Annotated in this window: 11 protein-coding genes, 1 tRNA gene and 1 pseudogene; 5 read left to right on the top strand and 8 right to left on the bottom strand. The window is 61.6% G+C overall.

The features are described from left to right. Nucleotides 1-12: 12 nt before the first annotated feature. From petB to dapF, 5 genes are all read right to left on the bottom strand, one after another. The gene (gene petB, locus V8324_RS09535) at nucleotides 13-1,335 is read right to left on the bottom strand and encodes a cytochrome b (RefSeq protein WP_336419703.1); all 1,323 of its coding nucleotides are present in this window, start codon (nucleotides 1,333-1,335) and stop codon (nucleotides 13-15) included. Nucleotides 1,336-1,347: 12 nt separating this feature from the next. After that, nucleotides 1,348-1,911 (bottom strand): ubiquinol-cytochrome c reductase iron-sulfur subunit, encoded by a 564-nt coding sequence (gene petA / locus V8324_RS09530; RefSeq protein WP_336419702.1) that lies wholly within the window; start codon nucleotides 1,909-1,911, stop codon nucleotides 1,348-1,350. 218 nt (nucleotides 1,912-2,129) lie between these two features. Continuing rightward, nucleotides 2,130-2,729 (bottom strand): glutathione S-transferase, encoded by a 600-nt coding sequence (locus V8324_RS09525; protein WP_336419701.1) that lies wholly within the window; start codon nucleotides 2,727-2,729, stop codon nucleotides 2,130-2,132. 89 nt (nucleotides 2,730-2,818) lie between these two features. Further along, nucleotides 2,819-4,075, bottom strand: a complete 1,257-nt coding sequence (gene mtaB, locus V8324_RS09520; RefSeq protein WP_336419700.1) for a tRNA (N(6)-L-threonylcarbamoyladenosine(37)-C(2))-methylthiotransferase MtaB — start codon at nucleotides 4,073-4,075, stop codon at nucleotides 2,819-2,821. Further along, nucleotides 4,072-4,905 carry a diaminopimelate epimerase gene (gene dapF / locus V8324_RS09515; RefSeq protein ID WP_336419699.1) on the bottom strand — a complete coding sequence of 278 codons (834 nt, stop codon included), beginning with the start codon at nucleotides 4,903-4,905 and terminating at the stop codon, nucleotides 4,072-4,074. The genes mtaB and dapF overlap by 4 nt, the downstream gene beginning before the upstream one ends. A 240-nt stretch (nucleotides 4,906-5,145) precedes the next feature. Between dapF and V8324_RS09510 the strand changes: the two genes are divergently transcribed. From V8324_RS09510 to V8324_RS09495, 4 genes are all read left to right on the top strand, one after another. Further along, a tRNA-Lys gene (locus tag V8324_RS09510) sits at nucleotides 5,146-5,221 on the top strand. Between the two features lie 177 nt (nucleotides 5,222-5,398). Further along, the gene (locus V8324_RS09505; RefSeq protein WP_336419698.1) at nucleotides 5,399-6,472 is read left to right on the top strand and encodes a polysaccharide pyruvyl transferase family protein; all 1,074 of its coding nucleotides are present in this window, start codon (nucleotides 5,399-5,401) and stop codon (nucleotides 6,470-6,472) included. Continuing rightward, complete coding sequence (locus V8324_RS09500) at nucleotides 6,469-7,227, top strand: glycosyltransferase family 2 protein (protein ID WP_336419697.1); 759 nt, start codon at nucleotides 6,469-6,471, stop codon at nucleotides 7,225-7,227. The genes V8324_RS09505 and V8324_RS09500 overlap by 4 nt, the downstream gene beginning before the upstream one ends. 89 nt (nucleotides 7,228-7,316) lie before the next feature. Further along, nucleotides 7,317-8,375 (top strand): glycosyltransferase family 2 protein, encoded by a 1,059-nt coding sequence (locus V8324_RS09495; protein ID WP_336419696.1) that lies wholly within the window; start codon nucleotides 7,317-7,319, stop codon nucleotides 8,373-8,375. A gap of 465 nt (nucleotides 8,376-8,840) precedes the next feature. Here V8324_RS09495 and V8324_RS09490 read toward each other — a convergent pair whose 3' ends face one another. The 3 genes from V8324_RS09490 to V8324_RS09480 form a co-directional block, all read right to left on the bottom strand. Continuing rightward, nucleotides 8,841-11,171, bottom strand: a complete 2,331-nt coding sequence (locus V8324_RS09490) for a heavy metal translocating P-type ATPase (protein WP_336419695.1) — start codon at nucleotides 11,169-11,171, stop codon at nucleotides 8,841-8,843. A 181-nt stretch (nucleotides 11,172-11,352) separates the two neighbouring features. Continuing rightward, a complete protein-coding gene (locus V8324_RS09485; protein WP_336419694.1) occupies nucleotides 11,353-11,532 on the bottom strand; it encodes a copper-binding protein in 180 nt (59 codons plus the stop codon). Nucleotides 11,533-11,728: 196 nt separating this feature from the next. After that, complete coding sequence (locus V8324_RS09480) at nucleotides 11,729-11,929, bottom strand: efflux RND transporter permease subunit (RefSeq protein WP_336419693.1); 201 nt, start codon at nucleotides 11,927-11,929, stop codon at nucleotides 11,729-11,731. A 78-nt stretch (nucleotides 11,930-12,007) separates the two neighbouring features. Between V8324_RS09480 and V8324_RS22360 the strand changes: the two are divergent. Continuing rightward, a pseudogene (locus V8324_RS22360) lies at nucleotides 12,008-12,193 on the top strand (IS110 family transposase); the annotation flags it as partial. Nucleotides 12,194-12,462: the final 269 nt, after the last annotated feature.

Genomic DNA, 12,462 nt, shown 5'->3' with positions numbered 1-12,462 from the left:
TTTCGTCCTTTCTTATTCGGCGGGGGCCTGAGACGGGCCGTAATGCGCATCGAAGTCCTGTTCGATGGTGGCCGGGGCCGCCTCGGGTTTCTCGATCACGCCGAGCAGCGGCAGGATCACCAGGAAGTAGGCGAACCAGTAGGCCGACCCGATCAGCGAGATCGTCGAATAGGGAGGCTCGGCGGGCATCGCCCCGGCCCACATCAGCACCACGAAATCGACGCAGAGCAGCGCGAACCACCACTTGAACATCGGCCGGTACCGGCCCGAGCGGACCGACGAGGTGTCAAGCCAGGGTGCAAGCGCCATGACCGCGATCGACCCGAACATCGCCAGCACCCCGAAGAACTTGGCGTCGATGATCCCGCCGGTGATCCAGCTTGCGAACATCACCACCCAGACATCCGAGGTAAAGGCGCGCAGGATCGCGTAGAACGGCAGGAAGTACCATTCCGGCACGATGTGCGTCGGCGTCACCAGCGGGTTGGCCTCGATGTAGTTGTCGGGATGGCCGAGATAGTTGGGCATGAACCCGACGATCGCGAAGAAGACGACCATGATCACGGCCAGCGCGAAGAGGTCCTTGATCACGAAATAGGGCCAGAACGGCAGCGTGTCCTTTTCCGCGTCGGCCTTCGAGGTGCGGCGCACCTCGACCCCGGTGGGGTTGTTGTTGCCGGTGGTGTGGAATGCCCAGATGTGCAGCGCCACGAGGGCGGCGATCACGAAGGGCAGCAGGTAGTGCAGCGAGAAGAACCGCGTCAGCGTCGCGTTGCCCACGGCCGGACCGCCCAGCAGCCAGGTCTGGATTGGCTCGCCGATGAACGGGATCGCGCCGAACAGCCCGGTGATCACCGTGGCGCCCCAGAACGACATCTGCCCCCAGGGCAGCACGTAGCCCATGAACGCGGTCGCCATCATCGCGAGATAGATCAGCATGCCGATGATCCACGTCACCTCGCGCGGGGCCTTGTAGGACCCGTAATAGAGGCCGCGGAAGATGTGCAGGTAGACGGCGACGAAGAACAGCGAGGCGCCGTTCATGTGCAGGTACCGGATGAAGTGCCCGCCATTCACGTTGCGCATGATGTGCTCGACCGACCCGAAGGCCATGTCGACATGCGGCACGTAATGCATCACCAGGACAATGCCGGTGATGATCTGCAACGCAAGGCAGAAGGTCAGGACGATGCCCCAGATCCACATGAAGTTGAGGTTCTTGGGCGTCGGGATCATGATCGTGTCATACAGGAGCCCGACGATGGGCAGCCGCGAATGCAGCCATTTCTGACCGCTCGTTGTCGGCTCGTAATGATCGTGCGGAATACCGGACATGTGCGCCTCTCCTTATCCCAGTTTGATCGTCGTATCGTCGACGAATTCGGCCATCGGCACCGGAAGGTTCTCGGGCGCCGGTCCCTTGCGGATGCGCCCGGCGCTGTCGTAATGCGATCCGTGGCACGGGCAGAACCAGCCGTTGTAATCGCCGGCCCCGTCCCCGATCGGGACGCAGCCGAGATGCGTGCAGACACCCTGCTCGACCAGCCACTCACCGTTCTCGTCCAGCGTCCGGTTCTCGTCGGTCGCGGGGGCGTCATCGGCAAGGTTGGCGTTGCGCGCCAGCGGGTCCGGCAGGGCGTCCAGAGAGACGCCGCGCGCTTCCTCGATCTCGGCTTCCGTGCGCCGGCGGATGAAGACCGGCTTGCCAAGGAAGTTGACGCTGATCTGCTGGCCCGTCTGGACACCGCCGATATCGACGCGGATGGTGGACAGGGCCTGCACATCCGCTGAGGGGTTCATCTGGTTGATCAGCGGCCAGATCGCCGCGCCTGCAGTAACGGCCCCTGCCCCGGCGGTGGCGAAGTACAGGAAATCCCTACGGGTGCCGTCGTGATCGTCGGTATGGGACACGAGGTAAACTCCATCTGTCAGAGCCGTCGCTGCAGCGTCGCGAAGATCGGACTACAGCTTGGCTGGATTTATTCTAACGCGTTATCTAGCGGGGCTAGCCCAAGCCGTCCAGCCCACAATACCCCGAGATCGGGGCAGAGCGCGCTTGTGTCGCGCTTTATACTGCCCGAATTGAGCATCGGATCAGGTTTTTTCACATGCCGGGCGCAAGGCCCGGCCTAAGGGGCGGTCCGCGTCATGCTGTCGCGCCCTGCGAATTCCGCGTACCATGCCTCCAGCGCCGGCCGCCCCTTGCGCCAGCTGCGCGCGTCGTGGCGCAGGTCGAGATAGCCCAGCACACAGCCGGTGGCGATGTGGCTCATGTCGAGCGGGCCGGCGAGGTGGCTCATCCAGCGGGCCTCCATGGCGTCGAGCCCGCGTTCGATCTTGGCCCATTGCGCCTCGATCCACGGGCCGTATTGCATCTCCTCGGGGCGGAACTTGCCCTCGTAGACCATCAGGACGGCGGCCTCCATGATCCCCTCGGCGGTGGCCTCGAGCGTCAGCACCTCCCAAAGCCGCGCGGGCGGATAGACGCTGCGATATGCCAGCGTGTCGAGATACCGGGTGATGACCCGGCTGTCGTAAAGCGTTGTGCCCTCGGGGCGGACGAGCGCCGGGATCTTGCCAAGCGGGTTGGCCGCGGCCGCCTGCGGATCGGTCTCGAGCGGGGTGGTGGTCACGTTGACCACCTCGATCTGATCCTCGAGCCCCGCCTCGATCATCAGGACGCGCACCTTGCGCACGAACGGGGATTGCGGTGACGCGATGAGCTGCATGGCGAGATCCTCGGCTGTTGCAGGGCGACGCTATGCGTACGCAACGGGGGTGTAAAGCGTACACGCTGTACGCAGGCCTCAGGCCGGGCTCAGGCCGCGGTCAGTTGCGTGCCGGTATGGCCGGTCACCGTGGCGGTCACGATCGCGCCCTCGGGGCGGTCGCTGTCGAAGCGCGCTTCGGTGAATTGCTCGGTCCGGCCCATGCGCGGGTGTTCCATCAGGATATTGTGGGCGCGGCCCTGTTGTTCCGCAAGATGAGCGGTGACCCGCGCCGCCCCCGCCGCGCGCAGACGTGCCGCGCGCTCCTTTATCACGCGCCCGTTCACCTGCGGCATCCGCGCGGCGGGCGTGCCAGGCCGGGCCGAGTAGGGAAAGACATGCAGCCATGTCAGGTGGCACTCTTCTAGCAATTTCAAAGAGTTGACAAACTGCGCCTCGGTCTCGGTCGGGAAACCGGCGATGATGTCGGCGCCGAAGGTCATGTCAGGGCGCAGGCGCAACGCATCTTCGCAGAACCGGATCGCGTCATCGCGCAGATGGCGACGCTTCATCCGCTTAAGGATCAGGTCGTCGCCGTGCTGAAGGCTGAGATGCAGGTGCGGCATCAGCCGCGGCTCGGTCGCGATGGCCTGCATGAGGGCGTCGTCCACCTCGATCGAATCGATCGAACTGATCCGCAGTCGCGGCAGATCGGGCACCAGCTTGAGGATGCGCATCACCAGATCCCCCAGCCGCGGCGCCGCCGGCAGGTCGCCCCCCCAGCTCGTAAGGTCAACGCCTGTCAGCACAATCTCGTTATAGCCGGCATCGACCAGCCGCTTGATCTGGTCGACCACGAGGCCCGCAGGAACGCTGCGCGAATTGCCGCGGCCGTAGGGGATGATGCAGAAGGTACAGCGATGGTCGCAGCCGTTCTGGATCTGCACATAGGCGCGGCTGCGCGTTCCGAACCCGTCGATCAGGTGGCCGGCGGTCTCGGTCACGCTCATGATGTCGTCGACCTGCACCCGCTCGGACGCGCCGATGAAATCCGCGGCCAACCGGCCCCAGGTGTCGGGCTTCATCTTCTCGGTATTGCCGATGACGACGTCCACCTCGGGCATCGCGGCGAAGGTGCCGGGTTCGGTCTGTGCCGCGCAGCCGGTGACGATCAGCCGTGCGTCCGGGTTCTCGCGGCGCAGGCGCCGCACCTCCTGTTTGGCCTTGCGCACGGCCTCGGCGGTCACCGCGCAGGTATTGACCACGAGCGCGTCGCCCAGCCCCGCCTGCCCGGCGAGATCCTTCATCGCCTCGGTCTCGTAGGCGTTGAGCCGACATCCGAGCGTGGTGAAACGCGGCGCCGTCATGGAATCCTCGCAAGAAATTCGGGGGTTAGCACCCCGGTCGCGACATGCGCCGTCTCGCCGGTCATCCAGACCCCGTCGGCGCGCCAGTCGATGTCGAGCGTCCCGCCATCGAGATCGACCCGCACCCTGTGCCCGGTCAGCCCCCGCCGAACCGCGGCGACGGCGGCCGCGCAGGAAGACGAGCCCGAGGCCAGCGTGATGCCCACACCCCGCTCCCACACCCGCACGCGCAGGTGATCGGGGGCGACGAGGCTTGCCACCTGCACATTGGTGCGCTCGGGGTAAAGCGGGTGATGCTCGTAGCGCGGCCCAAAACTGTCGAGCGGCACGGTGTCGGCATCGGCGACTAAAAAGGTGCAATGCGGATTGCCCATGCCGGTGGCGGCCGGGCCGCCCTCGATCGGCAGTTCCAGCGTCTCCATGGCCTCCGATAGCGGCACCTCGTCCCAGGCAAGCTGCGGCTGCCCCATATTGACCGCGACCCGCCCGTCACCGGCATCAACCGCATGCAGACGGCCGCGCGCGGTGGTCAGCTCCAGCTTGGACGCGCCGCTTTCGTCCATGAGATGCCTCGCGATGCAGCGCGTCGCGTTGCCGCAGGCCGCAGAGACAGAGCCGTCGGCGTTATGGAACACCAGATGCGCGTCGCCCGGTCCGGCCTCGATCAACGCCAGCTGATCGAAGCCGATGCCCCGGTGCCGGTCCGCGATGGCCGCGACCAGCGCCGGCGACAGATCGATCGCGTGCGCTCGCGCATCCAGCACGACGAAATCATTGCCGAGGCCGTGCATCTTCATGAAGGGCAATCCAGTGTCGCGCATATCTGTCATCCCGACGCATATAACGGCACTGTCAGGATGAATCCATACGGTCCCACGCAATCGCGTCACTTTCGGGGTTGACCCCTCGCGGCGGTGTTTCTAGGAACGCACCCTGTGAGGCGTCCCGTCACGACGTGGGAGGACGCGCGTTTTCGAACGCAGGCCGCCGGACATTACCGCTTGATCCTTCGGGAGAGATCGGTTTAAGGCGGTGACGGGTGGCCCGACGGGTTGCCCGAAACGAGAGATGGGCCGTTAGCTCAGTTGGTAGAGCAACTGACTTTTAATCAGTGGGTCGCAGGTTCGAATCCTGCACGGCTCACCATCTTTTCTTTAAACAACAAGACATTAAGGCTAGCGCAAACTAGAGCCGGAACTGTTCGAGAAACAGCCATACTACTTTACGGGATGTGACAACTACCGCCGAAAAAGCGACGCGCGGAACGAGAGGGCCATGAAAATAGCTTGCATATGTGCGTTTCCGCGGAAGATGAATTACGGGATGCTCAGTGTCGATCTCGCGTTCGAGAACTTTTGCCACGCCGCCTTGGGTGATCACTTTGAGGTTTCATATTTCAACATAGAAGAAGCTATCACGATTGATTGTGGAAGCTCCCGATGCTTGCATTATGAATTTCTACACTCTCCGGAGCGTCAACTATCTGATTCTGATATTATTGTGATCTGGGGTGACTTCACGACGTCCTCGGTTTACGTGGATGACGTTCTAAAACACCTCGTGTCAAAGCTCAAAATCACCGAAACTAAAGCCATTGATATATATTTAAAAGGATTGCTTCTTGAGGAATGTCCAGACTCTATTTTGAAGAAGGTGCTGATTGTCAGTTCAAACTTATTGCCGAACGCAGCTTGCCAAATGTCGACTCGGTATAGGGAAACGGCAACAAGACTCTACAGTCAAGCTGCGGCGATCATTCCACGTGACCCCATGAGCGCTGCTATCGCGCAGATTTTCCGAGGCAATCCAACTGACGTATCATGCGGCGTCGATGCGGCGTTTTTCTTGGCAACGCAATCCGCGACCGTCGGCTCAGCCGATCGAATCGGTTTCAGCTTTGGCAGAACTGCAGGGCCTAAAAGCCGGCTGCTCCGCAAATGGCCTGTCCATCGCTTTACCAAAGCGCTGTCTCGTGCAGCAAGCCTTCCGTTGTACGATATCGGCTGGAAATCATCAGGCGGCGATGCGTCGCTTTTTTACGAAAAACTCGAGGAGTTGAGGCGCTGTCGATTGATTGTCACTGACACGTATCATTGTGCTATCAATGCGATGCGAGAGGGGGTTCCCGTTATTTGCGTCGGAGAAGGTGCCCGACATCAATTCACAACTCTGGGCGACAAGAAGAAGGAGTTTCTATTTCACGCCTTCATGGCGCAGGGTCTCTACGCGTTCAGCGACAATCCTCAACTTATTTTTTCAACTCATCGCGTTGCAAACGAGTACCTTGGCAATGCGCTTGACGATACGTATGCTGCTCAGATCCGCAAGAATATAGAAATTGCGAAAAGCAATCAGATCATCGCTTTCCAGTCCGCAATCAGAAAGCTGGTATCGTGACGCAGATCTCCGTCATCATCCCCACTTGTGACCGACCTTCAGAATTCGTATGTACGGCCATTCGCTCGGTTCTGGCGCAAAGCCTCACCCCTCTTGAAGTTATTGTGGTCGACAATGGCACGCACAATGCCGATCCTGCAAGCCTGCCCCAAGGTGTTACGCTCTACAGGCTACCGCCTCGAGTGGGTCCGTCGCGCGCGCGGAACTTCGGCGCGGCTATGGCCAAGGGCACGCACCTCGCCTTTCTGGACGACGACGACTGGTGGGATACGAATTACCTGCGCGAGGCTACGGCTGTTTTGCAAGCGGTCAGGACGCGTTGTGTTTACGGGCGCTTGGATATTCACCGGAACGGAAACCTTGAACTCTACAAATCTCTTGATCCTGACAATTTGCAAATTTCAGTATTGTTACACCGGAACCCGGGAACATACGGCTCAAACCTGTTGATCGAAAAGACTTTATTTTGGCGCGCTGGCGGCTTTAATGAAACGCTTCGCACGTCAGAAGACAAGGCCCTGGCGATAGAACTCATGCTTTTTGATGAACGAATATCCGCGTCTCCAATGGCGATTGCGGTGCTCCGTGATCATCAAGGCTCCAGACTTAGTACTAATATCATTGGGCGCCTTCGGTTCGTACGATTATACCGCCATAATTTGAGTTATATGGAGTATCTTGCAATCGGCTTCAGGATTCTGAGACGAGACCTCAAGCGGCAGTTCAAACACAATCTCCGAATCCAAACTCGATAAAAGAGAGTCCTCTTGAAACACTTGAACATCCGAAATGATACTCAAACCGGGCAAACTGGCGCTTTGGACAACTGTTATTTAAGTGTTTCATGACGCATCCTTTCACCGCATTTGACGATCTCGAAGTCGTCTCGTCACGCCAACCGCATCCCGAGGCAATGACGCTTTGTGCCATTGGTCGCAACGAGATGTATTTCTTACCCGCATTCTTGGAGCACTACCGGAAACTGGGCATCGAACAATTCGCAATCCTGAACGACCGTTCCACGGACGGGACCAGAGAATATCTTTTATCGCAGCCGGATGTCGTACTTTTCGAAAGCAAGTATCGTTACGGCGACCAGGTCGATCTGCCCAAAAGCATGGTAGACAAGATGCTGAGTGGCCGCATCCTGCATATCTGGCGGACGATCTTCTACGCCCGCTTTGCGAAAAATCGTTGGGCTGTGCAGACTGACCTTGACGAATTCATTCATCTTCCTGCGGGCAAGACGTTTCAGGACATTGCCGGTATGCTGGACCGAGACGGAAGCAATCTTGCCTATGGCCTGATGTTGGATGTCTATCCCGAGACATTGTCCGACCTCGCAGCAATGTCCGATCAACGCGAGATTGATCTGGCCGCGAATTGGTATTTCGATGCCGAACCTCATGTGAAATTGCGTGTCGGTAAATTTCCCAAGATCCTCCACCCCGGTGCCCGTGCGCGGCTGTACAATGCCTACGGTATTGCACGGCCTTACCAGAGACAGGAGACGCCCAGATCCAGATACGAGATTTGGTGGAAACGGATGAAACACAGCCGGTTTGGCACCAGAATTCCACCATACAATAACATTTACAAGCCGTTGATGGCAAAGTGGCCCGACGGCGCCTATTTCAAAGATTCGCACAGGACGTCCTTAGACGGCAATCACCGGATTCTGTTGCCTTTCCAGCATTATCGGTTCACGGGTGCTTTATACGCCAAGATCGACATGGCGATACGTGAAAATTCCTATAGTGCGGGTTCGCGGGACCACCACCTGTTGTCGGATCTGCTGGTGCAGATGCATGCTGTCGGCGACGGGACATTTCTGTACGAGAATTCCCGCGTTTTGCACAGGTTCGACGATTTCAGACACGCCGGAGTGTCTATTGGGCTTTGAACGACCCATCCCACTTCGAGCAACCGACTTGCACAGGTCGTGCCGCACGTAACTATGCAATTACGGGTGCAAGCGCTCTGCCACAAACGGCGCCAACAAGCTTGCGTGCCCATGGGAGGGGCCTGCCGCCGAGACAAGCCCGGCTCCACTCACCGTCGTCGCCTGATCTCCTCTGATCCGCCATGGCGCCCCTCGGGGCCTGTGATCCACGGTCCGGGACCGGCGCCGGCTCGGTTGTCAACGTGCCCGGGCAGTCCACGGGCGATAGGTCGATGTTCATGCCCCGCCACTTGATGTTATCCCGCGACAGCAAGAACCCCCTGAGTGCTCTGCCTAGCATCCGGGTCTGCATCACAGTTTCACACGGCGCAGCCGCAGGGCGTTGGAGATCACGGAGACCGATGACAGGCTCATCGCGGCGGCCGCGATCATCGGCGACAGCAGGGTCCCGAAGNCGGGTCTGCATCACAGTTTCACACGGCGCAGCCGCAGGGCGTTGGAGATCACGGAGACCGATGACAGGCTCATCGCGGCGGCCGCGATCATCGGCGACAGCAGGGTCCCGAAGACCGGGTAGAGGATGCCGGCGGCGATCGGCACGCCGGCGGCATTGTAGGCGAAGGCGAAGAACAGGTTCTGCCGGATGTTGCGCAGCGTCGCCGTGGCAAGCTTGCGCGCCCGTACGAGGCCCACGAGATCGCCCCTGAGCAGGGTGATCCCGGCGCTTTCCACCGCGACATCGGCCCCGGTGCTCATGGCGATGCCGACATCGGCGGCGGCGAGGGCCGGCGCGTCGTTGACCCCGTCGCCGGCCATCGCCACCGAAGCGCCCTTCGCGCGCAGCTCCTCGACCAGTTTCTGCTTGTCCTCGGGCAGAACGCCGGCGCGGACCTCGTCGATGCCAAGCTTGCGCGCGACCGCCTCGGCGGTGCGCCGGTTGTCGCCCGTCGCCATGATGATGGTCAGACCAAGCGCGTGCAACTCGCGGATGGCACCTTCGGTGCTGTCCTTGATCGGGTCCGCAACGGCGACGATGCCGGCAAGCGATCCGTCCACGGCGACATACATCGCGGTCTTGCCTTCGAGCCGGAGCGCATCGGCCGCGTCGTCGGAGCTGTCGGTTGCGACACCGAGCTCGTCCATCATCGCGGCATTGCCGAGCGCGACCTTGCGCCCGTTCATGGTGCCGCGCACGCCTTTGCCGGTCACCGCTTCGAAATCCTCGGCACTTTCGGGGGTGAGATTGCGATCCGTCGCCCCGGCGATGATCGCCTCGGCCAGTGGATGCTCGGACCATTTCTCCAGCGCTGCGGCGAGGCGCAGGACCTCATCCTCGTCATGCCCGTCCTCGGCCACGACATCGGTGAGCCGCGGCTTGCCTTCCGTGAGCGTGCCGGTCTTGTCCACGATCACGGTGTCGACGCGGGCCATGCGTTCCAGCGCCTCGGCATCCTTGATCAGCACGCCCGCCTGCGCGCCGCGGCCCACGGCGGTGGTGATCGAGATCGGCGTGGCAAGCCCCAGGGCGCAGGGGCAGGCGATGATCAGGACCGACACGGACGCGGCGATGGCGAAGGCCAGCGCCGGATCGGGGCCGACCATCAGCCACGAGAAGAACGCGACGATCGCCACGGCGACAACGCTCGGCACGAAGACAGCCGCCACGCGGTCGGCCAGCCCCTGTATCGGCGCGCGCGACAGGCGCGCACCCGCCACCATGTCGACGATCTGCGAAAGGACCGTGTCGGCCCCCACTTCGGTCGCGCGAACCGCCAGCGTGCCGTTCTTGTTGATCGTGCCGCCGGTCACCCGGTCGCCCTCGACCTTCTCGATCGGCACCGGCTCGCCGGTGATCATGCTCTCGTCCAGCGACGACCGGCCCTCGACCACCTCGCCGTCGACCGGCACGCTGTCGCCGGGGCGCACGCGCAGCATATCGCCCTCGACGATGTTCTCGAGCGGGGCGTCGTATTCCGATCCGTCGGGCAGGATGCGGCGCGCGGTCTTGGGCGCGAGATCGAGAAGCGCGCGGATCGCGTCGCCGGTGCGCTCGCGTGCGCGCAACTCCAGCACCTGACCGACGAAGACCAGCGTGATGATCACCACCGCGGCCTCGTAATAGGTGCCGACGCCCGCGCCCATCCGGTATTGGTCCGGAAAGACCCCCGGCGCGAAGGTCGCCACCAGCGAATAGAGATAGGCGGCACCCACGCCGAGCGCGATCAGCGTCCACATGTTGGGCGAGACGTTGCGGATCGAGTCGATGCCGCGCCGGAAAAAGGGCTGCGCCGCCCAGAGAACGATCGGCGTGGCGAGCACGAATTCGACATAGACCGAAAGCTGGTGCCCCAGCCAACCCCGCACGTCGAGCCCGACAAGCTCGCCCATGGTGATGATCATCAGCGGGACGGCCGCAGCCGCACTGATCCACATGCGGCGGGTAAAATCCGTCAGTTCCTGGTTCGGCTCGTCCGACGGCACCATCGGCTCCAACGCCATGCCGCATTTGGGGCAGGAGCCTGGTTCGTCGCGGACGATCTCGGGGTGCATCGGACAGGTGTATTGCGCCCCGGGCTGGCCGCGCTGGCCGGCCTTTTCGGCGTTGACGGATGTATAGAAATAAGGATCGGCGTCGAATCTCTCCTGACAGCCGTCAGAGCAGAAATGATAGGTCTGGCCGTCGTAGTCGCTCGATCGCGCGCCCTGCCGGATCTCGACCTGCATGCCGCAGACCGGGTCGGTCGCGGTCTTTGCATCGGGGGCGATGTCGTGGTCGTGATGGGCGTGCTTGGCCATGGGGCGGCTCCTTCATGCCGGTGGGTCAGCTGTTCGTGGTCACATGAGCGTGCTGTCTTGGCCGACCGCAACTCATCGCGAGTTAAGCATTCTTGGGTCAAACGAAAGACCGCTTGTAGATCGGGTCGCGTTCCCTCTCCGCCCGGCGCCGAAGTGCCGCGCGGAGAGGTCGTCTTCCGAGCTATTCCTTCGGCATCAGCGCGCGAATGGCGTACATGCCGTCAGGGCCTTTCTCGATCATCATCATCACCTCGTCGCCGGGCTCGACGCCATCGATCTCGGCACCGTCGAGCAGGGTCATGTCCATCGTCATGGCGGGCCAGCCGATATCGGGAATCGGGCCGTGGCTGACATTGGCCACGCCGTCCGACAGGCTGTTGAGTGTGGCCTCGGCATAAAACCCTCGGCCCTCGTGGCGTGATCGCCCATGGTCATGTCGTGGCCGCTCATGTCGCTCTGTGCGAGCGCGGCAGGCGCGGTGAGAGTTGCAACGGTCAGGGGCAGGATGAGTTTGCGCATGGGATCCTCCATTATTGAGCGCGGGACTCGCGGGCCGGTCATTCGCCGGGCTGCGGGGTGGTGAACGTGCGGACGGGCTGAAGCTCCTGCCGGTCGATCCTGGTGAGGGCCAGACGCTTCCAGATGACGAAGATCGCGGGAATGACGAACAGCGTCAGCAGCGTCGCCGTGGCCATACCGCCGATCATGGGGGCGGCGATGCGCTGCATCACCTCCGATCCGGTCGCATCACCATACATAATGGGATGTTCCGGCTGCTTCCCCCACCGTTGGGTTATCCTTAACCGGGATCAACCGCGCAACAAGGAGAAGCAGCCATGTGTGCAAAGAAGACAGGAAGCATCGAGGACCTTGCCGTTGTCGGGATCGACATCGGGAAGGACACGTTTCACCTGGTCGGGTTCGACCGCTCCGGCCAGCTGGTCATCCGCAAGCAGATCAAGCGCTTGGCCCTGAATGCCACTTTGGAGCAAGTCCCACGCTGCGTCGTCGGGATGGAGGCTTGACTCTCGGATGACATCGCTCAGCGGGTCCGAAGAAAATCCGGATGGAACTGGCCGCTTGGTGATGGTAGTCTCTGACGCGAGGCATATTCCTTTCTCGGCAGAGGATCGACGGCGCGTGAACACCGCCATGATATGCCGCCCTTCAGGGATCACCGTAAGCATCCGTTTTCCCTTGCAGTTACCCACAAGTGTCCGGGGGCGGGTTTGCGAGACATGCTCCTTCGACGAGGTCGGCGAGGCGGGCTAAGCCTCGCCAAATGACGGTC

Source organism: Roseovarius sp. D22-M7 (genome assembly GCF_037083785.1).
Lineage (GTDB): Bacteria > Pseudomonadota > Alphaproteobacteria > Rhodobacterales > Rhodobacteraceae > Roseovarius.
Note: the sequence above shows the minus strand (reverse complement) of the source record. Positions and strands in the feature narration are given on the sequence as shown.

Excerpts from the sequence above, each read along its gene's own strand:
- petB (WP_336419703.1), bottom strand. The coding sequence starts at position 1,335 with ATGTCCGGTATTCCGCACGATCATTACGAGCCGACAACGAGCGGTCAG.
- V8324_RS09525 (WP_336419701.1), bottom strand. The coding sequence starts at position 2,729 with ATGCAGCTCATCGCGTCACCGCAATCCCCGTTCGTGCGCAAGGTGCGC.
- mtaB (WP_336419700.1), bottom strand. The coding sequence starts at position 4,075 with ATGACGGCGCCGCGTTTCACCACGCTCGGATGTCGGCTCAACGCCTAC.
- dapF (WP_336419699.1), bottom strand. The coding sequence starts at position 4,905 with ATGACAGATATGCGCGACACTGGATTGCCCTTCATGAAGATGCACGGC.
- V8324_RS09505 (WP_336419698.1), top strand. The coding sequence starts at position 5,399 with ATGCTCAGTGTCGATCTCGCGTTCGAGAACTTTTGCCACGCCGCCTTG.
- V8324_RS09495 (WP_336419696.1), top strand. The coding sequence starts at position 7,317 with ATGACGCATCCTTTCACCGCATTTGACGATCTCGAAGTCGTCTCGTCA.
- V8324_RS09490 (WP_336419695.1), bottom strand. The coding sequence starts at position 11,171 with ATGGCCAAGCACGCCCATCACGACCACGACATCGCCCCCGATGCAAAG.
- V8324_RS09480 (WP_336419693.1), bottom strand. The coding sequence starts at position 11,929 with ATGTATGGTGATGCGACCGGATCGGAGGTGATGCAGCGCATCGCCGCC.